We start from the raw sequence: 19,501 nt of genomic DNA on the forward strand, positions 1-19,501 counted from the left end.
CCGTCACCACGAGAACTTGGTCACCACCTGGAGATGGGCGCGCGAGCCACGGGTCAGGTCCTGGTCCCTGGCACCCACGGCGGCGCCGGAGAAGAGGAACAGCGTCCAGGTAGGGGTGACCTGCCATTCGAAGCCGAGCAGCGCCAGGCCGGAGGAGTCGGTCAGCGAGAGGACGTAGCGGGGATGGAGCAGCAGCTTCCCTGGAGGGCCAAGGCCTCGAATCCGGAGCGACAGGAAGAGATAGGCGCGACCGGTGACATCGAGGCCCGGGGATTCGTAGGGGTCCACCACCGAGGGATCTTCCGGTGCGACCTCGTGGACGGTGCGGACCGCGAGTTGGAACTCCTCGTGCGTGTAGCCCGCCTGATTGAAGATGTACTCCAGCCGCGCATCCACGACGTCCTTCACCTCATGGCGCATCCCCGCCACGGCGAACGTGACGACCTCCTGCGAATGGCGCCGGCCCTGCTCGAACCCGAGCATCCCCTCCCGCTCGAACGGGTACCAGGCTCGCGAACCCCGCGTGTGGCTCACATCGGCATAGACCGAGAACGCATCGGTGAGGGACCACAAGACATACTCACCTACCCAGGGTCGCGAGCGTTCGCCGCGCCCCGCCACGAACCCCACATGGCTGGAGCCGGAGCCGGCTCCAAAGCCGTACCGCAGCAGCACCAGTCCCGTCTGCTCGAACGACTCGCCGGCCGCGTAGGTGTCGATGTTGCCGTTGGGTCGCGTCTCCAGCATGAACTCCGCGGTGAGGTTGCGCCTCAGGGACGTCGTCACGTGTGCCAACCATCTGCCCCGATACAACGTCGTCGGCGACTTCACCAGGTGCGTCTCGTGGAAGAGCCGGTTGGTGGGGCTCAACGCCTCGGCCGGGCTCCACCAGACATGCCGCAGCCCGTAGGAGGCCGACAGGAAGTCCGTGATGCGCCAGACGGCGTAGGCCTCGAGGAACTCGGTCGCGAAGGAGGTTTTCTCGGTCTGCCAGACCCCATCCACGGAGGTCTGGGTGACCCGCACCGCGAGCCGGGGCTTGAGGACGAACCTCCACTGGGAGCCGATCCCCGCATGGATCTCGGCGCGCAGGGAGGTGAGGGAGGAGTGCTGCGGCAGGAGGAGATACCTGTTGCCGGGGTTGGCGTCGGAATCCGCGATCAGGAACACGGTATGCGACAGTCGCCAGTCAACCCTTCCCTCCCAGAAGAACAGGTTTCGCTCCTTCTCCTTCTCCTTCTCCGCCGGAGGTGCCTCGTGGGCCGCGGAGGGCTCCTCCGCGTGGGAGCTCACGGGAGCCAGCACCAGCAGGCCCAGCGCCAGGGCGAGGCAAGGGACGGTGTTCGCGACGATTCCAGCCATGGCGTTCCAGCCGCCGAACCTGTGGCACGACCTCTGTCGCGAACAGCCAGGAGCGGGGAGGGTGTAGCCATGCGTACACCTCCGGGGACGGAGCGTGGGCTTATCGCCTCCAACCTCGTCGAAAGGTGAGGGGCGGCAGCCAGGAGCGGCTCTCGGGGCCGCCAGCCCCCCTCCCGAGCGCCTGATCCGCCCGGGACCTGGGAGACGGCGCGGGCAGCCTTCCGGCCCGTATGCCCGGCCGAAGGGCCACGGACCCTGCGCCCGGCTCGTGCGCGAGGGCGATGGCACAACTAGCCATGAGGGAGCAGCTTTTCCTCCGAGACAGGCGCCAGAGGGCCTGGCGACCTGCCCCAAGGAACAAGGTTTCCGGGGGCGCGGGGGTGCCCGTCTTCCCGGAGCCGCATTATCAGGACTGTGAACAAGTACCGCGCGCTCGCTTGACTGCCGGTGTAACCGGTGTCTAGGGTGCGCGGCTTCGAGTCAACCCCATTGTGGGGTGGGCTCGCGGGCCACTCGTAGCTCCCCGCAAGTGGCTGCCGTCAACAACCGGGGGCAGCAGTACCGTTTCCAAGGATTCCCAATCTCATGCAGCAGAATGTGAACCAGCAGATCGGAGATGTCGGCGACGAGGATTTTGCCGCGATGTTCGAGGCCTCGCTCAAGGAGCGCGGCGGCGAAGGCATCCTGAAGGAAGGCGAGATCGTCAAGGGCACCGTCGTTCAGGTGACCAAGGACTATGCCATCGTCGACATCGGCTACAAGTCCGAGGGCCAGGTTCCGATCTCCGAGTTCACCAGCCCTCGCGGCGAGGTCACCGTCAAGGCGGGCGACCCCGTTGAGGTCCTCCTGGAGAGCCGCGAGAACGATACCGGCATGGTCGTCCTCTCCAAGGAGAAGGCCGACAAGATGCGCATCTGGGACGAGATCAGCGCCGCCTGTGAGCGCGATGAGATCGTCAAGGGCACCATCGTGGGCCGTGTGAAGGGTGGCCTCTCCGTCGACATCGGCGTGAAGGCGTTCCTCCCCGGCAGCCAGGTGGACATCCGCCCGGTGCGCAACCTCGACCAGTACATCTCGAAGGAATTCGAGTTCAAGGTCATCAAGTTCAACAAGAAGCGCGGCAACATCGTGCTCTCCCGCCGCGTGCTGCTCGAGAAGCAGCGCGAGGAGATGAAGAAGGAGACCCTCAAGAATCTCAAGGAGGGTGCGGTCCTCAAGGGCGTGGTCAAGAACCTCACCGACTACGGCGCCTTCATCGACCTCGGCGGTATCGACGGCCTGCTGCACATCACCGACATGTCGTGGGGCCGCATCGGTCACCCCTCCGAGATGTTCAACGTGGGTGATGAGGTCCGCGTCGTCGTCCTCAAGTTCGACCCCGCTCAGGAGCGCGTCAGCCTCGGTCTCAAGCAGATCCAGGAGGATCCGTGGCACCGCGCCGACGAGAAGTACCCGGTCGGCACCCGCGTGCGCGGCAAGGTCGTCTCCATCACCGACTACGGCGCCTTCATCGAGATCGAGCAGGGCGTCGAGGGTCTGGTGCACGTGTCCGAGATGTCCTGGACCAAGCGCCTCAAGCACCCGAGCAAGATGCTGGAGGTTGGCCAGGAGGTCGAGGCGGTGGTGCTCGACATCGATCCGAAGGCCAAGCGCATCGCGCTGGGCATGAAGCAGATCGAGCAGAACCCCTGGACGCTGCTCGAGGACAAGTACCCGATCGGCTCCGTCATCAAGGGTCAGATCCGCAACGTCACCGACTTCGGCGTGTTCGTCGGCGTCGAGGAGGGCGTGGACGGCCTGGTGCACGTGTCCGACATCTCGTGGACCCAGCGCATCAAGCACCCGGGCGAGATGTTCAAGAAGGGCGACGAGGTCGAGGCGGTGGTGCTCAACATCGACGTCGAGAACGAGCGCTTCAGCCTGGGCATCAAGCAGCTCCAGCCGGATCCCTGGGACACCCTGTCCGAGCGCACCCCGGTGGGCAGCCGCGTGAAGGGCAAGGTCACCAAGGTGACGGACTTCGGCGCCTTCGTGGAGATCGAGCCCGGCATCGAGGGCCTCGTGCACGTCTCCGAGCTGAAGGAGGAGCGCGTCGAGAACCCGCGTGACGTGGTGAACGAGGGCCAGGAGGTTGAGGTCAAGATCATCGACATCAACACCCAGGACCGGAAGGTGGCCCTGTCCATGAAGGCCCTGATCGGCGAAGGCGAGGACTACCGCGAGTACCTCCGCCGCCAGGCCGAGGGCTCCAAGGCCCGCCTCGGCGACGTGATGGCGAGCAAGCTGAAGAAGTAGTCGGTTCGCCCCTCACGCAGAGGGACATACGGCGGCCGGGTTCCCGAGAGGGGGCCCGGCCGTTTCGTTTTCTGGACGCCCGTGAACGATGACGGGGTGCGTCAATTCCAGGCGATTCCGAGGAGTCCTCGAAGCGAGAAGCGCATCTCTCGGGCCAGTGGACGCTCTGGTTCCGGGGCGGGCAAGGAGGCTTGACGCTTTTACAAGGCACAGTGATAAGGGCCCTCCCGACGGTTATTCAAAGTCATCCCAGCACCCCCAAGGAGGCAGTTCATGGCTCGTGAAGTGGTCATCGTGGGCGCGGCTCGTACCCCCATCGGGGCCTTTCAGGGCGCCCTGTCCAAGCTGACGGCGCCGCAGCTCGGCGCGGTCGCCATCAAGGCGGCACTCGAGCGAGCGGGTGTCTCCCCGGATCAGGTCAGCGAGACCATCATGGGCTGCGTGCTGCAGGCGGGCGTGGGCCAGGCCCCGGCTCGTCAGGCCTCCATCTACGCCGGCATCCCCGACACCGTCCCGGCCGTCACGATCAACAAGGTGTGTGGTTCCGGCCTCAAGGCGGTCATCGCCGGGGCCCAGGCCGTCGCGCTCGGTGATGCCGAGGTGGTGGTGGTCGGCGGCATGGAGTCCATGAGCAACGCGCCCTACGTCAGCCACGCCATGCGCGGCGGCGCCCGCATGGGCAACGTGGAGTTCAAGGACGCGATGATCCTCGACGGCCTCTGGGATCCCTACGGCAACGTCCACATGGGCAACTGCGCCGAGGAGTGCGCCGTCAGCCAGGGCATCAGCCGCTCCGCGCAGGACGAGTTCGCGCTCGAGTCCACCAAGCGCGCCATCGAGGCGCAGAAGGCCGGTCTCTTCACCAAGGAGATCGTCCCGGTCACCGTGCCCGGCGGCAAGGGCGGTGACGTGGTGGTGAGCGAGGACGAGGGCCCCAAGAACGCCAAGCCGGAGAAGATTCCGACGCTCAAGCCCGTGTTCAAGAAGGACGGCACGGTGACGGCGGCCAACGCGTCCTCCATCAACGACGGCGCCGCGGCGCTGGTGCTGATGAGCGCCGAGCGCGCCAAGGCCGAGGGCCGCACCATCCTGGGCCGCATCACCGGCTACGCCGGGGCCGCCCGCAAGCCGGTGGAGTTCACCATCGCTCCGGCGGACTCCATCAACAACCTGCTCAAGCGCACGGGCCACAAGGTCAGCGACGTGGACCTGTGGGAGATCAACGAGGCGTTCGCGGTGGTGGCCATCGCCAACAACAAGCTGCTCGGCCTGGATCCCTCGAAGGTGAACGTGCGCGGTGGCGCGGTGGTGCTCGGCCACCCGATCGGCGCCTCGGGTGCGCGCGTGCTGGTGACGCTGCTGCAGACCCTCAAGGATCAGAACAAGAAGCGCGGCGTGGCGTCGCTGTGCATCGGCGGCGGCGAGGGCATCGCGCTGATGGTGGAGCGCTAGTTCACGTGGGGCACACTCCCTCTTCCTTCGGGGAGAGGGGCGGGGTGAGGGTCTCTTGAAGACCCTTGCCCCGTTCTCGTAGGAGGGGTCCATGAACAAGATCGTCGAGAGCGCGGACGAGGCCGTCCGCGACATCCCGGATGGCGCCACGCTGATGAGCGGCGGCTTCGGGCTTTGCGGCAACCCCGAGAACCTCATCGCGGCACTGCACCGCAAGGGGACCAAGGGGCTGACCATCATCTCCAACAACTGCGGCACCACCGAGCTGGGCCTCGGCATCCTGCTCAAGGCCAACCAGGTGAAGAAGATCGTCGCCAGCTATGTGGGCGAGAACAAGGTCTTCGAGGAGCAGATGCTCTCCGGGAAGCTGGAGGTCGAGCTCAACCCGCAGGGCACCCTGGCCGAGCGCATCCGCGCCGGTGGCTGCGGCATCGGCGGCTTCTTCACCCCGTCCGGCGCGGGCACCGAGCTCTCCAAGGGCAAGGAGACGCGGATGATCGACGGGCGGCTGCACGTGCTCGAGACGCCGCTCAAGGCGGACTTCACCATCGTTCGCGCTTGGAAGGCCGACACCTGGGGCAACCTGGTGTTCCGCAAGACGGCCCGCAACTTCTCGCCGATGATGTGCATGGCGGGAAAGGTCACCATCGTCGAGGCCGAGCACATCGTGGCCGCCGGTGAGCTTGACCCGGATCAGGTGCACCTGCCCGGCATCTTCGTGCACCGGATCGTCCAGTCGAAGAATCTCCAGAAGTGGATCGAGCGCCGTACCGTGCAGAAGAAGGCCTGAGAGGACGCCATGCCCCTGACCCGTGAGCAGATTGCCCAGCGCATCGCCCAGGAGCTGCGCGACGGCTATTACGTGAACCTCGGAATCGGCATCCCCACCCTGGTTGCCAACTACATTCCGAAGGGCATCGACATCATGTTCCAGTCCGAGAACGGCATCCTCGGCATGGGACCCTGGCCCGTGGAGGGCGAGGAGGATCCGGATCTCATCAACGCCGGCAAGGAGACGGTGACGGTGGTGAAGGGCGCCGCCTTCTTCGACTCGGCGCTGTCCTTCGGGATGATCCGCGGCGGCCATGTGGACCTGGCCGTGCTCGGCGCTATGGAGGTGAGTGAGCAGGGTGACCTGGCCAACTGGATGATCCCCGGCAAGATGGTGAAGGGGCCCGGTGGCGCCATGGACCTCGCGGTGGGCGCCAAGCGCGTCTTCGTGACCATGGAGCACGTCAACAAGGAGGGGAAGCCGAAGATCCTCAAGAAGTGCTCCCTGCCCATCACCGGCCTCAAGTGCATCAACCACATCGTCACCGAGTACGCCCTCATCGACGTGACTCCCGAGGGCCTCGTGCTGCGCGAGCTGGCCCCCGGCGTGACGGTGGAGCATGTGCAGTCCATCACCGAGCCCAAGCTGAAGGTCGCCCCGGGCATCCGTGAGATGAAGATCTGAGCCGGTCCCCCGGTTCTTTCGTCGTACCGCCGCGGTCCCGTTCCCTGGGGCCGCGGCGGAATACCTGGTCCGGAGCGGAGGTCGAACAGGGAGGCGCCGCCCACCGGTCGCCCACTCCCCGGTTCCCCCATGCTGCCGGATACCCCCATTGAATTGACCATCGAGCGCCTCGGGCAGCTCGGAGAGGGCGTGGCCTCCCACGAGGGCCGTACCGTCTTCGTGCCCGGTGCCTTCCCCGGCGAGCGGGTCCGCGTCCGTCTGGAGCAGGAGGGCAAGGTGGTGCGCGGGCACCTGATCGGCGATGTGCTCACGCCGAGCCCCGACCGCCGGTCCTCGCCCTGCGTCCTGAGCGCCCGATGTGGCGGGTGTGATTGGTTGGAGCTCGCCGAGCCCGCCCAGCGCGCCGCGAAGCAGGAGATCGTCCTGTCCGCCCTTGAGCACCTGGGCCGGCTCAAGCGGGACTCCTTCACGGTTCGGCCCATGCTGATGGCTCCGAGGGACTTCGGTTATCGGCGGCGCTCGGTGCTGCACTTCCTCAAGGAGGAGTTGGCGTACTTCGGACGGCGGAGCCATGACCGGGTGGCGGTGAGCGAGTGCCCCGCGCTGGTGCCCGTGCTGTCCGGACTGCCGGGGAAGCTGGCGCCGCTGCTCAAGCCGGTCTCCCGGGACGCAGAGGAGGTGCACCTGCTGGCCGAGGGCTCCAAGGGGGCCTTCGCGGTGCTGCTCAAGGGCCAGGTGGCGCCCCGTCACGTGGAGGCGTGTGAGGCGGCGGTGCGCACGCTGCGGCTCGAGGGCGCGGTGCTGGTGCCCAAGGAGGGCTCGCCGCGCGTCATCGGCAAGCCGGTATTGCGCTCGGTGTCGCCGCTGCGGCCCGAGGTGCCCCTGTACCTGCGGCCGGACGCCTTCGCCCAGGCGCACGCCGAGGCCAATGTGGGGCTGGTGACGTCGGCGCTCTACGAGCTGGCCCCGCGCGAGACGGATGCGGTATTGGAGTTGTACTCGGGCAACGGCAACTTCACGTTTCCGTTGGCGGCGAGCGCGGCTTCGGTCCTGGGGGTGGAGTCTTCCCCCGCGTCGGTGGAACTGGCGCAGCGCAGCGCTCGCGAGGGTGGGGTGGCCAACGTGCGCTTCGTCCAGGGGGACGCACGGAAGGTGTGTGAGGGGCTGATCCGCGAGGGCAAGCGGTTCGACCTGGCGCTCGCGGACCCTCCGCGGACGGGGGCTCCGGGGCTCGCCCGGTGGCTCAAGGCTCTGGGGGTGAAGCGCGTGGTGTACGTGGCCTGCGATCCGGGTTCGCTGGCTCGCGACGCGGCGGGGTTGGTGGAGGCCGGTTACAAGGCCCTGGCGCTCCAGGTGGTGGACATGTTCCCCCAGACGCACCACGTGGAATCGGTCATGTCATTCGAGGTGCCCGCGTAGGTCCTCCGGGGCTGCGGCACACAGGAGTCTGTTTTGGAGATCTTCAAGGAGTTCACCTTCGAGGCGGCCCATCGCCTCCCCAACGTTCCCCCGGGGCACAAGTGCGCCCGGCTGCACGGCCACTCCTACCGGGTCACCCTGCACGTCGAGGGCTCGGTGGGGGCGGACTCGGGGTGGGTGATGGACTTCTCCGAGATCACCGAGGCCTTCAAGCCGCTCCAGGCCCAGCTCGATCACTACTACCTCAACGAGATCGAGGGGTTGTCCAACCCCACCAGCGAGAACCTGGCGCGGTGGATCTGGCAGCGGGTCCGGCCTCGCCTCCCGCAGCTCACCCAGGTGATGGTGCGGGAGACCTGCACCTCGGGCTGCATCTACCGCGGCGAGGCCGACTGAGCCTTACTCCCGCAGCAGCAGGCCTCCGTCGATGACCAGCTCACTGCCGGTCGTCCAGGGTGCCGCCAGCAGGTGCACCACCGCCTCGGCCACCTCCTCGGCCTTCCCGAGCCTTCCCAGCGGATGCAGCGCCCCCAGCGTGGACAGCTGGGCGGAGATCCTCCGCTCGAGCTCCTCGCCCGTGGGAGGCGTTTCACCGGGGCTCAGGCGCGGGGCTCGGACCATCTCCGTGTCCACCACTCCCGGGCAGACGGCGTTGGCTCGGACTCGTCGCGCGGCACCCGCGAGGGCCAGCGAGCGCATGGCCGCCAGCAGCCCCGCCTTGGCCGCGCTGTAGACCGCGCTGGTGGGCAGTGGCCTCAGCGCCAGGGTCGAGGCGATGAACACCATCCCTCCACCGGACTCGAGCACCGACAGCGCCTCCTCGCCCAGCCGCAACGGGGCCACCAGGTTGACCTCGAGCTGCGCCCGCAGGGCCTCCTCGGAGATGTGGCCCGGCAGTTGGTGCTCCACCACCCCCGCGGAGTGGACCAGTCCATCCAGTCCACCCAGTGCCTCCTGGGCCCGCGTCAGTAGCCCCGCTCGCTCGGAAGGGGAGGAGAGGTCGCACGGGAGGGCCACTGCCCGGCCGGGCCAGGCGCGCACCACTGCCTCCAGCCGATCCGCCCGGCGTCCACTCACCGCCACCCGGCCTCCCGCTCGCAGCAGTGCCTCGGCCACCGCGAGGCCCATGCCGCTTCCCCCTCCGGTGACCAGCACCTTCCGCGTGCCCAGGGGCCGGGTGCTCACCATCTCTCGCCCTCCGCCTCCGGCGCGCTCGCCGCCGCCGGGTAGTAGGCGCGGCCCTCCACCGGCTCCAGTCCACCTGGAGGCTCGGGCACCTCCACCTCGTCGTTGGACAGGAAGGCCGGGCGATCCACGCACAGCACCGTCTGCTCGGTCGCCCTCGGGTTGTCGTAGCGGTGCGGGAAGTGCTTCGGCCACCGGATGCCCGTTCCCGCAGGCACCGGCTGGCCTTGGAGCAGCAGCCCGTGGCCCAGCACCAACTCGGCCTCATCCATCACCCGGTGCTCATGAGTGGGGATGGTGCGGCCCGGCGCGACGCGCAGCCGGTAGATGCCGACGTGCTCGTCCTGGAAGAGGATGTCCACCCGCCCGAAGGGCTTCTCCTCCACTTCGAACTGGTACTCGTCCGCGGTGCGGTGCACCTGCAGCGTGGCGCGGCCGACTCGGCCCAGGGCTTCCGGCTTGGACAGCCGCAGGGTGACGGCTCGCACCGGGGCTCGTGCCGTGTCCGCGGTGGGCGGGGCCAGGATGTAGCGGCAGAGGGCCTCGGCGGCCGTCTCCAGTATCCGGAAGTCGGCCGTCTCCAGTAGGAAGCGCAGCTCCCCGGACAGCCGCGCGTAGTCCACCGTGTCCCGGAGCCTGCCCGCCGCGGCCTTCCGGGTGTCCAGGTATAGGGCCACATCGAGCTCGAGCGGCTGAGGCGTGCCGCGCTCGGCGGGATACACCCCGACGATGCACCGGACGGCGAGCTGTCGCAGCTCGATGACATCCAGCGGGCGGCCCTGCGCGTCATGCGGGGCGGTCGCGAAGGTGTCGAACACAGTGCTCATAGCTGCGCGCTCCGGGCTCCATCCACGGCGATCACCTGTCCGGAGATATAAGGGGCCTCGCGGGCCAGGAAGACCACCACGCGGGCCACGTCCTCGGCGGTGCCCACCCGTCCGAGGGGGATGCGGGCGAGGATGGCCTTCTGGGAGGCCTCGTCGAAGTCCTCCGGGAAGATGACCGCCCCGGGAGAGATGGCGTTCACCCGCACCTTGGGAGCGAGCTCCACGGCCAGCGCTCGGGTGAGCATGAGCAGGCCCGCCTTGCTGGCCGAGTAGTGGGCGTAATGGCTCTCCGCGCGCTCGGCGGCAATGTCGGTGAGGTTCACGACGAGGGGGTTGGGGGCGGCTCGCAAGGCCGGGAGCAGCGCCTGGGTGAGGAAGAAGGGCGCCTCCAGGTTGATTCCCATCATCCGGTGGTAGCGCTCACGGGTGATGTCCTCGAAGGCGACCCGCTCGTAGATGCCCGCGTTGTTCACGAGCACGTCGACGGCCGGGTGGGCCTCGCGCACGGCGGCCGCCAGCGACTCCACCCCCTGAGGCGTCCCCAGGTCGGCGCGGTACACCGTAACGGTGCGCCCCAGGGCCCGGGCCTTGTGCGCGACCTCCTCGACCCCCTCGGTCGAACGGTGGACATGCAGGGCCAGGTCGTAGCCCGCATCGGCCAGCGCCAAGGCGATGGCCTTGCCGATCCGGATACCGGCCCCGGTGACGACTGCTGTTGGCATGAAGGTCTCCCTCGGATTTGCCGTGTGCCCGGGTATACAGGACGCCGAGGTTGCCCGCAGGGGGAACGAGGGCTCACCTCCCGAGCCCGGAGCCGGGTGCGGCGGGAGGAGGGTGGACCCTGTAGAGGATTGTGGGCCCCAGGACGGGTTGGAAGGATGGGGCTCGAGGGTTGCTCGAGGACTGGTAGAAGGTCTGGACGAAGGGCTTACGACCACATGGATGCACGCATCGTCGAGTTCGCCGAGGTCCTCCGCCAGAACGGGGTGCGGGTGAGCACGTCCGAGGTGTCGGACGCCTCCCGGGCCACCGCCGAGGTGGGGCTCCAGGACAAGTCCGTCTTCCGCTCGGTTCTGCGGACGACGATGGTCAAGCGCCATCAGGACGTGGATGTCTTCAACCGGGCTTTCGACTTCTACTTCTCGGGGGCGGCGAAGACGTTCGAGGCGCTCGACAAGTCGCTCGCGCAGCAGATCCAGGAGCAGGGGCTCATCGAGGGCGACAACCTGACGATGCTCCTGTTCCAGATGAACCAGCTCTTCCCCGAGCTGTCCCCGCTGGCCCAGGCGGCGCTCATGGGAGACCGGGCGCGGCTGGCGCAGATCTTCCGCTCGGCCACGCTGCAACTCGACTTGTCGCAGCTGCGCAGCTCGATGCAGACGGGCTTCTTCTCGCGGAGGCTGATGGTGGCGGCGGGGATTGATCGGGCGCGCTCGGAGCTCAAGGCATTCGAGGACGAGCTGCGCAAGCGAGGCCTGCCGGCGGAGGGGGTGGAGATCGTCTCGCGCCACGTGGCGGAGGCGATGCGCAAGGTGGAGGAAGCGGCACGGCGCGAGGTGAAGCGCCAGGCCGAGGCGCGCATCCGCAAGCCCACGGGCGGGGTGGTGGACAAGCCGCTGCACCAGCTCAGCCAGGCCGAGGTCAACCAAATGGAGGCGGCGGTGAAGACGCTGGCGGAGAAGCTGAAGGCGCGGCTCATCCGCAAGCAGCGCTCGAAGCGCAAGGGGACGCTCAATGTCCGCCGCACGCTGCGCCGCAACCTGCCGTGGGGTGGGGTGCCCATGGTGCCGGTGTTCCGCGCCCGCCGCCCCGAGCGCCCCGAGGTCGTCGTCCTCTGTGACGTGTCGGACTCGGTGCACAACGCCTCGCGGATGATGCTGCTCTTCACCTATACGCTTCAGTCCCTCTTCGTTCGCGTACGGTCGTTCGTTTTCGTGTCGGACGTGGGCGAGGTGACCCAGCACTTCAAGGAGCAGGACGTGGACCGGGCGATCGATCTGGCCACCATGGGGCAGGCCGTCTCGCTCACCGCCAACTCCAACTATGGCCGGGCGCTGGCCATGTTCACGCGCGATCAGATTGGCAGCATCACGCGCCGGACCACGGTGATGATCATCGGGGACGGCCGCAACAACTACAACGCCAACAACGCCTGGGCGCTCAAGGACCTGAAGCAGAAGTGCAAGCGGCTCGTGTGGATCTGCCCCGAGGACCGCTCCAACTGGGGCTTCGGGGACAGCGAGATGCTCACCTACTCGAAGCAGTGCCACCAGACCGTGGTGGTGAATTCCGTGGCCGATCTGTCCCGCATCGCGGAGCAGCTCGTGCCCGCCTGAGAGAGACACACACCCATGTCCCGATCCATGTTCGATGACCTCGATGTCGCGCCCTCCGGCCTCATGGAGGCGGCCGACTCCCGGACGCTGCGGCTCTCCGCCCACCCCCTCACCGCGGCCGAGCTGGAGGGCCTCGTCCGCTACCAGGAGGCCTTCCTCGCCCACATGGAGCAGGCCTCGGTGGCGCATGACGCCTTCGCCACGGCGCACCGGCTCGGCCTGGAGGCATCCGGACTGGGAGTGAAGGTGGTGGAGCTGGGCAATGCGCTGCTGCGCGCCTTCTGTGGCCAGCGCTGGACGGCGCGGAAGCTCCGCAGCCGGGTGGCGGAGCTGGAGAAGCTGACCGATGACGCCTCGGTCGAGAAGGTCAGCAAGGCCCGTGACGAGCTGCGTCGTATCGAGGACCTGGAGCCCCTGGCCCGGCGCTACGGGCAGGAGGCGATTGATCTCCTGAACCAGCACGAGGACCGTCTGGTCGCCCTCCACACCCGGATGCAGAAGGCCTTGACCCGGGCGTGAGGGGCTCGCCTGCCTGCCCGCTGGTTCGCCGCGACCGTTGCAATCCGCCAGGGCCCATCGCATAAGGGCCCGTACTCCGTACGGAAAGACCCATGAAGCGCTACTTCATCCACACCTTCGGCTGCCAGATGAACGTCAACGACTCGCTCCGCATGAGCGAGGTGCTCGGCAAGCTGGAATACCGGCCCACGCCGGTACCGGAGGAGGCGGATCTCATCATCCTCAACACCTGCTCCATCCGGGAGAAGGCCGAGGACAAGATGCTCTCCGCCCTGGGCCGCTACCGCACGGTGAAGCTCGCCCGCGGCACGCTGCTCGGCGTGGGTGGGTGCGTGGCGCAGCAGGAGAAGGACAAGCTCCTCAAGAAGGTGCCCTACCTGGACTTCGTCTTCGGCCCGGACTCCATCGTCAAGCTGCCGGAGATCATCGGCCGCGTGCAGGGCGAGCGCGAGCGGGTGGTGGAGACGGCCTGGGTGGACTCGGAGGAGTACGTCTTCCCGCGCGCCGACCCGGAGACGAGCCGCGGCAAGGTGACCGAGTTCGTCACGGTGATGAAGGGCTGCGACAACGTCTGCTCCTTCTGCGTGGTGCCGCACACGCGCGGCCGCGAGGTGAGCCGGCCCTTCCCGGACGTGCTCGCCGAGGTGGCGGACCTGGCCAAGGTGGGCGTGCGCGAGGTGACGCTGATCGGCCAGAACGTGAACTCGTACCGGGGTGGCATCAGCTTCGCGCAGTTGCTGCTGCGCACCGCGGAGGTGCCGGGCATCGAGCGCGTGCGCTTCACCACGAGCCACCCGCATGATCTGTCGGACGAGCTCATCGAGGCCTTCCGGGTGCAGCCGAAGATCATGCCGCACTTCCACCTGCCGGTGCAGAGCGGCTCCAATCCGGTGCTCAAGCGGATGCGGCGCGACTACACGGTGGTCCAGTACCTGGAGCGGCTGGCGAAGCTGCGCGAGGCGCGTCCTGGCATCGCGGTGACCACGGACATCATCGTGGGCTTCCCGAGTGAGACCGAGGAGGACTTCGCCCTCACGCTCGAGCTCACGGAGCAGGTCCGCTACGACAACCAGTTCTCGTTCATCTACAGCCCCCGGCCGAAGACGGGCGCGGCGCTGAAGGAGGACGAGTGGGGTCCGGTGCCGCACGAGGTGAAGATCGAGCGGCTGGAGCGCCTGCAGAAGATCCAGCGGCGCATCAGCGGGGAGATCACAGCGGCGCAGGTGGGGCAGGAGGTGGAGGTGCTGGTGGAGGGGCCCTCGCGCTACAACCCGCTCAAGCGCTTCGGGCGCACGCCGGAGAACCGCACGGTGAACTTCGACGGCGACGCGCCGGCGGGGGCCTTCGTGAAGGTGCTGGTGGAGAGCGCCACGCCGAACCAGCTCTCCGGAAAGCAGACGGCGGTGGTGAGCCTGCCGACGGTGATGCCTCCCGCCGAGCTCCCCCAGCCCGAGCTCTCGTGCGTGGTTGCCTGAGCCGTCTCCTCCCTTCCTTCTGGAGAACCCATGGCCCTGCGCCGCTTCCGTGATCAGTCCCCGCGCGTCCACCCGAGCTGCTTCATCGAGGACTCGGCCCAGGTCATCGGGGACGTGGAGCTGGGGGAGGACTCCTCGGTGTGGTTCAACTCGGTGCTGCGCGGCGACGTGAACGCCATCCGCATCGGTCGGAGGACCAACATCCAGGACCTGACGATGATCCATGTCACCAGCAACCGGTACGGGACCACGATCGGGGACGACGTGACGGTGGGGCACCACGTGGTGCTGCACGGGTGCGTGGTGGGCAACCGGGTGCTGGTGGGCATGGGCGCCATCGTCATGGACGACGTGGAGATCGGCGACGACTCCATCATCGGCGCCGGTACGCTGCTCACCCCGGGGACGAAGATTCCTCCGGGCTCGCTGGTGGTGGGCTCTCCGGGCAAGGTGAAGCGGCCCATCACCGACGAGGAGCGCGCCTTCCTCCTCGAGTCCGCGAAGCACTACGTCCGCACCGCCGCCGAGCACCGCGCCAGCCGTTAACGTGACGCCCGCCAGCGTGCGTGTTAGGACCCCCTTCATGGAGGTCTCAGCCGCACTCAAGGCGAGCCCGCTCTTCAAGGATTTCACCGACGTCGGCATCCAGATCTTCGCCGCTATCGGTGTGGCTCGGGCCTTTCCCAAGGGCTCGGCGCTCTTCGTGGAGAACCGTCCGGGCGAGTCCCTCTTCATCGTGGGAGATGGGACCGTGCGGCTGAGTGCGCGCAACACCGCGGGCGAGGACGTGACGCTCGGGGATGTGAGCGCGGGTGAGCCCCTGGGCGAGCTGGCCCTCATCCAGAAGGGCGAGCGGCTGTGCACCGCCACGGCCATGACGGATGTGACCGCCGTGGAGATCCGTCACGCGGACTTCCAGAAGCTCACCGCCCAGAAGCCCCAGGCCTGCATGAAGCTGCTGATGGGCATCGTCACCTACTTCGGCCAGAAGGTCCGCGACAACCGCGAGGCCATGAAGTCGCTCGTCGGCAAGACTTGACGCTTCCCCGCTTGCTCCTCGTGCTAGCCTCCCCGTGATGGATGCGAGGGATGTCCGCGAGCCCGTTGGCACCTACCCACTCCTACCCATTCGTACCCGCCTCCCGGGCAGACTTCCGGGGAAGGCGCGGCGGCGCCACATTTGTTGTTGGGCGGAGACCAGGCGGCCACGGAGGCGCTGGACGGGGAGGCAGGAGATGTGGCGGGGACGCTCGGTCGCTCGTACTCCAAGCGGTGCATGCGCCGAACGGAGATGATGGGGCAGCCAGCCGTGGGGGGTACACTGGCCTACGGCTCCTGGCTCGGAGTTTTGACGATGTGCGCCCGGTTGATGCGAGGGCGCTGGAAGCCACGGCCCGAGTGACACCCGCCTGGCCTCCACGGAAGTGAAAGAGACGAGACGAGCGTGCAAGAATTCCTCACCAATGTGCTGGGCAACACCAACGGCTTTCTCGCCTACATCACCGTTTTCGGAATCCTGGTGGCCTGTGGGGTGGGAGTGCCGCTGCCCGAGGACATCTCGCTCATCCTGGGGGGCTTCCTCGCCCACAAGGGAGCGGCCAGCCTGCCGGTGATGATGCTGGTGGGCTTCGCGGGCATCCTGGCGGGTGACAGCCTCATCTTCCTCGCCGGCCGGCGGTTGGGCTCGCAGGTGGGCCGCTCGCCCAAAGGCTTCCTGGCCCGCGTCGTCACCCCGGAGAAGCGCGCCCGGGTGGAGGGGCTGTTCACCCTGCACGGGCAGAAGATCGTGATGATCGCCCGCTTCCTGCCCGGGGTGCGCGCGGTGACGTACTTCACCGCCGGCTCCGCGGGCATGTCCTATTGGCGCTTCATCTTCTGGGACGGCCTGGCAGCGCTCCTGTCCGCGCCGTTCTTCGTGTGGCTCGGCTTCCACTTCGGCGACAAGCTGGACTACGCCATCGACCGGATGAAGGAGGGCCAGTTGGTGGTGGTGGGGGTGCTCGCGGTGGTGGGCCTTGGCGCCTTCCTGTGGCGCAAGCGGCTCGCTGCCCTGCGCGGCGCGGCGCTCAAGGCCGCTGTGAAGGCCTCGCCGGTGCCCGCCCACCTGCTGACCGGAGCTCCCTCCGAGCCGGCCGCGGCGCCCGTCTTCGACAATGCCGGCGGCCCCGAGCGTCTGCACGCGCGCGACTGATCGCCGCTCCCGTCTCACCCCTCATGAGCCGGAAGGGAAGGGCCCTGATTCGGGTCCACTCTTCCGGCTCACGTGCGTCCGAGGATCCGCTTCAACCAGCCGACCAGCCCACCGGGCGCCACGTCCCGGGCGGTCATGGCGATGGGGAGGGGGACCGGCGGAGTCGCCGTGGGCTTCTGCGTCAGGGGCGCGCCCGGACCTCCCAGTTGTGGCCGCGCCGGAGCCGGTGGTTGAAGGGGACGCGCGGCCGGAAGCTCCAGGTGGGGGTGGTTGAGTCCGAGCTTCGACTTCACCTCTTCCGGAGTGTCGCGAGTGCTGAAGATGCTCATCACCTCGAGGCCGCTGGTCTGCTCGCGCGCGGTCACCTTGAGGATGCACTCGTTGTTCACCTCGAAGGTGACGGATACCTTGATGGAACCCCGGGGCCCCGAGGGCAACCCGGAGACCTTCAGTGTCCCGAGGTACTCGTTCTCCACCGCCCGCTCCGAGTCTCCCTGGAGGATGATCAGATCGAGCTCCTGCTGATCATCGCGGCTGGTGGCGATCTGGTAGCTCTTGTTGGCGGGCAGGGGTGCGTTGCGCTCGAGCACGGGCTTGAAGCGCCCGCCGGGCAGGCCCACGCCAATAGCCATGGGCAGCACGTCGATGAGCACCACACCGTCGTTCTCCCCCAGGCTGTGCGCCAGCAGCGCCGCGCCGAGCGCCACGGCCTCGTCCGGGTGCACGTTCTTGGTGGGCGCCTTGCCGAAGAACCAGGAGATCTTCTCGTGCACGAGCGGGAAGCGGCTCTGGCCTCCCACGAGGATGATCTCGTCGATGTCCTTGGGCGTGAGCCCCTTGGCGTCGAGCACGTCGGCGCAGACCTCGAGGGTGCGGTTGACGAGCTTCTCGGTGAGCTCGATGAGCTTCTCGCGGGTGAGGTTCACGTCGAGATCCACCGGCTTGCCGGCGATCATCGTGAGGAAGGCCACGTGGACGCGCACCTGCGAGCGCTCGGAGAGGGCGCACTTGGCGCGCTCGGCCGCATCGTGGATGCGCTGCATGGCCACCCGGTCGCCCTGAAAGGTGTGGCCGGTCTGCTGGTGGAACTGCTCGAGCAGGTACTCGACGATGGCGTTGTCGAAGTCGATGCCGCCGAGGAACGTGTCGCCGCCGGTGGAGACCACCTCGTAGACGGTGTCGTTGAGCTCCAGCACGGAGGCGTCGAAGGTGCCGCCGCCGAGGTCATAGACGAGCACGCGTTGCTTGAGCTTGCGGCCGAAGCCGTAGGCGAGCGCGGCGGCGGTGGGCTCGTTGAGGATGCGCTCCACGTGGAGCCCGGCGAGCCGTCCGGCCTCGCGCACCGCCTGGCGCTGGTTGTCGTTGTAGTAGGCGGGGACGGTGATGACCGCACGCGAGACGGACTGGCCGAGCTGGTTCTGGGCCACCTCCTTCACCTCGCGGAGGATGAGCGCGGAGAGCTGCTGCAGGGTGTAGATGCGATCGCCGAGCCGCACCGCCGCCTCGCCGTTCTCGCCGGGGGCGATCTCGTAGACGAAGCGGTCCTTGATCTGCCGGACGATGGGGGACTCGTAGGGGCGGCCGACCAGACGCTTGGCGCCGTACACCGTCTGCCGGGGGTTGGTGAGCATCTGCCCCTTGGCCGGGTGGCCCACCACGAGCCTGCCCCGGGTGTTGAGGGCGATGATGGAGGGCACGGTGTTGTGCCCCTCGCGGCTCGGGAGGACGCTCGGCTTGGTGTTGCGCACGTAGGCGGCGCAGGAGTTGCTCGTCCCCAGGTCGATTCCGATGATGGGACCGGTCCGCTTGGGCTCCTCGGCGGGGGGCTCGAAGGGCGGGGCGCTCGGGACCAGGGGCGTGGGGGTCGCGGTGAGCGTCGGGGTGGGCTCGGGAGGCGGCGCCGGGCGGCCAGAGGCCACTGCTGGGGCTCGGGGCACCACCGCCACCGGGACCTCCACGGGGGTGTGCGCGGGAGGCTGTGCGGCGGGAGTCGTTTCGGGAGGAGTGGGCGCGGGAGGCTGTGTGGCGGGAGCCGTTTCGGCGTGAGGAGTGTGCGTGGGTTGCTGCGAGACGTGAGCGCTGACCTCGGGATGAGGCGTTTGCGCGGGTTGCTGCGAGACGTGTGCACTGGCTTCGGGATGGGGCGTCTGCGCGGGGCGCTGGGCGGCGGGGAGCGCTCCGGGATGAGGCGTCTGCGCCGGAACGGAGGGCTCCGTGGGAAGGGTCCCGGGGTGGGGCGTATGCGCGGGGGCGGCCTGGGTGACGGGGAGCGCTCCCGGGTGGGGCGTATGTGCGGGGCGCTGCGTGACCACGGGGATGGTTCCGGGCCACGGCGTGTGGGCGGGGATCAGGAACTCCTGCCCGGGCGCGGGCGTGAGTGCGGGGGCCACCGTCGGAGCCTCCGCCACCGCCACGGGTTGAACACCTGGAGGGACCGTATCATCGGCCGGTCCAACGCCTGCAGGGAGTGGAGGCAGGGCTGACTGGGCGTGTGGCAGGACGGCCACCGCGGAGTCGAGGAACTGCTGGGTCGCAGGGTCCACGGTGAGGAAGCGGAACCCCATGCCGGAGATGCCCAGGCCCGCCTGGCCGGTGACGAAGTGGACGACCGCCAGGGCGTGGATGATGCGCGAGCCATCGGCCAGCTTGAGGTCCAGGGTGACAGCCGAACCCGGAGGCTTCACGGTCTTCGACCGGAGATAGATGCCGCCCCGGGTGATGTTGGCTCCGTACTTCGCCAGGAACTCCTCGGGAGTTGCGAAGGGGAACCTGACGACCAACCCGATGGCTTCTCCCGCGGCGGGGGTGTGTGGCTGCGTCAAAGGATGTCCTATGGCGAGACCGAGGGGGTGGTTGTCGATCCTAGCACCATTCGACTGCACGGCAGGCGGACGGGCCGTGAAAAGGCGGTATTGAGGCGTTGCACCCCTGTTCTTCACTTTTTATGGAAGCGGTTTTTACCGCGGGCATGACCCGCTGCTCCC

Annotated in this window: 17 protein-coding genes; 12 read left to right on the forward strand and 5 right to left on the reverse strand. The window is 68.1% G+C overall.

Translation table 11 applies throughout. The annotated features are described in order from the left end of the window. Nucleotides 1-3: 3 nt before the first annotated feature. Nucleotides 4-1,362, reverse strand: coding sequence for a hypothetical protein (locus tag DAT35_RS03950; RefSeq protein ID WP_108065497.1), 1,359 nt, complete (start codon nucleotides 1,360-1,362; stop codon nucleotides 4-6). Nucleotides 1,363-1,947: 585 nt separating this feature from the next. Between DAT35_RS03950 and DAT35_RS03955 the strand changes: the two genes are divergently transcribed. The 6 genes from DAT35_RS03955 (at nucleotide 1,948) to queD (ending at nucleotide 8,380) form a co-directional block, all read left to right on the forward strand. After that, the gene (locus DAT35_RS03955) at nucleotides 1,948-3,657 is read left to right on the forward strand and encodes a 30S ribosomal protein S1 (protein WP_108065498.1); all 1,710 of its coding nucleotides are present in this window, start codon (nucleotides 1,948-1,950) and stop codon (nucleotides 3,655-3,657) included. A 273-nt stretch (nucleotides 3,658-3,930) separates the two neighbouring features. Further along, nucleotides 3,931-5,109, forward strand: coding sequence for an acetyl-CoA C-acetyltransferase (locus DAT35_RS03960; protein ID WP_108065499.1), 1,179 nt, complete (start codon nucleotides 3,931-3,933; stop codon nucleotides 5,107-5,109). Between the two features lie 91 nt (nucleotides 5,110-5,200). Beyond that, nucleotides 5,201-5,899 carry a CoA transferase subunit A gene (locus tag DAT35_RS03965; protein ID WP_108065500.1) on the forward strand — a complete coding sequence of 233 codons (699 nt, stop codon included), beginning with the start codon at nucleotides 5,201-5,203 and terminating at the stop codon, nucleotides 5,897-5,899. 9 nt (nucleotides 5,900-5,908) lie between these two features. Next, nucleotides 5,909-6,565, forward strand: coding sequence for a CoA transferase subunit B (locus DAT35_RS03970; RefSeq protein WP_108065501.1), 657 nt, complete (start codon nucleotides 5,909-5,911; stop codon nucleotides 6,563-6,565). Nucleotides 6,566-6,694: 129 nt separating this feature from the next. Further along, nucleotides 6,695-7,984, forward strand: coding sequence for a class I SAM-dependent RNA methyltransferase (locus tag DAT35_RS03975; protein ID WP_108065502.1), 1,290 nt, complete (start codon nucleotides 6,695-6,697; stop codon nucleotides 7,982-7,984). A 33-nt stretch (nucleotides 7,985-8,017) separates the two neighbouring features. Beyond that, complete coding sequence (gene queD / locus DAT35_RS03980) at nucleotides 8,018-8,380, forward strand: 6-carboxytetrahydropterin synthase QueD (protein WP_108065503.1); 363 nt, start codon at nucleotides 8,018-8,020, stop codon at nucleotides 8,378-8,380. A 3-nt stretch (nucleotides 8,381-8,383) separates the two neighbouring features. Here the strand turns inward: queD and DAT35_RS03985 are convergent, their stop codons facing one another. The 3 genes from DAT35_RS03985 to DAT35_RS03995 are packed head-to-tail and all read right to left on the reverse strand — an operon-like array spanning nucleotide 8,384 to nucleotide 10,718. After that, nucleotides 8,384-9,172 (reverse strand): SDR family NAD(P)-dependent oxidoreductase, encoded by a 789-nt coding sequence (locus DAT35_RS03985; protein WP_108065504.1) that lies wholly within the window; start codon nucleotides 9,170-9,172, stop codon nucleotides 8,384-8,386. Further along, nucleotides 9,166-9,996, reverse strand: coding sequence for a dihydroneopterin aldolase (locus DAT35_RS03990; protein WP_108065505.1), 831 nt, complete (start codon nucleotides 9,994-9,996; stop codon nucleotides 9,166-9,168). Before DAT35_RS03990 ends, DAT35_RS03985 begins: the two co-directional genes overlap by 7 nt. Continuing rightward, nucleotides 9,993-10,718, reverse strand: coding sequence for an SDR family NAD(P)-dependent oxidoreductase (locus tag DAT35_RS03995; protein WP_108065506.1), 726 nt, complete (start codon nucleotides 10,716-10,718; stop codon nucleotides 9,993-9,995). Before DAT35_RS03995 ends, DAT35_RS03990 begins: the two co-directional genes overlap by 4 nt. 216 nt (nucleotides 10,719-10,934) lie before the next feature. On the opposite strand from DAT35_RS03995, the gene DAT35_RS04000 reads away from it, so the two are divergent. The 6 genes from DAT35_RS04000 to DAT35_RS04030 all read left to right on the forward strand — a co-directional run bounded on the left by DAT35_RS04000 (nucleotide 10,935) and on the right by DAT35_RS04030 (nucleotide 16,517). Beyond that, nucleotides 10,935-12,332 carry a VWA domain-containing protein gene (locus tag DAT35_RS04000; protein WP_108065507.1) on the forward strand — a complete coding sequence of 466 codons (1,398 nt, stop codon included), beginning with the start codon at nucleotides 10,935-10,937 and terminating at the stop codon, nucleotides 12,330-12,332. 15 nt (nucleotides 12,333-12,347) lie between these two features. Then, nucleotides 12,348-12,851 (forward strand): hypothetical protein, encoded by a 504-nt coding sequence (locus DAT35_RS04005; protein ID WP_146209559.1) that lies wholly within the window; start codon nucleotides 12,348-12,350, stop codon nucleotides 12,849-12,851. Between the two features lie 92 nt (nucleotides 12,852-12,943). Further along, nucleotides 12,944-14,326 (forward strand): tRNA (N6-isopentenyl adenosine(37)-C2)-methylthiotransferase MiaB, encoded by a 1,383-nt coding sequence (gene miaB, locus DAT35_RS04010; protein ID WP_108065509.1) that lies wholly within the window; start codon nucleotides 12,944-12,946, stop codon nucleotides 14,324-14,326. Between the two features lie 30 nt (nucleotides 14,327-14,356). Continuing rightward, nucleotides 14,357-14,872: a gamma carbonic anhydrase family protein gene (locus tag DAT35_RS04015; RefSeq protein ID WP_108065510.1), complete on the forward strand. Its 516-nt coding sequence runs from the start codon at nucleotides 14,357-14,359 to the stop codon at nucleotides 14,870-14,872. Between the two features lie 37 nt (nucleotides 14,873-14,909). Continuing rightward, complete coding sequence (locus DAT35_RS04020) at nucleotides 14,910-15,365, forward strand: Crp/Fnr family transcriptional regulator (protein WP_108065511.1); 456 nt, start codon at nucleotides 14,910-14,912, stop codon at nucleotides 15,363-15,365. A gap of 405 nt (nucleotides 15,366-15,770) precedes the next feature. Beyond that, nucleotides 15,771-16,517, forward strand: coding sequence for a DedA family protein (locus tag DAT35_RS04030; RefSeq protein WP_108065513.1), 747 nt, complete (start codon nucleotides 15,771-15,773; stop codon nucleotides 16,515-16,517). 68 nt (nucleotides 16,518-16,585) lie between these two features. On the opposite strand, the gene DAT35_RS60465 is transcribed toward DAT35_RS04030, so the two are convergent. Continuing rightward, entirely contained in the window at nucleotides 16,586-19,339 is a 2,754-nt protein-coding gene (locus DAT35_RS60465) for a TIGR02266 family protein (RefSeq protein ID WP_233261283.1), read from the reverse strand. Nucleotides 19,340-19,501 lie beyond the last annotated feature (162 nt).

Source organism: Vitiosangium sp. GDMCC 1.1324, from assembly GCF_003044305.1.
In the GTDB taxonomy this organism is placed as follows: domain Bacteria; phylum Myxococcota; class Myxococcia; order Myxococcales; family Myxococcaceae; genus Archangium.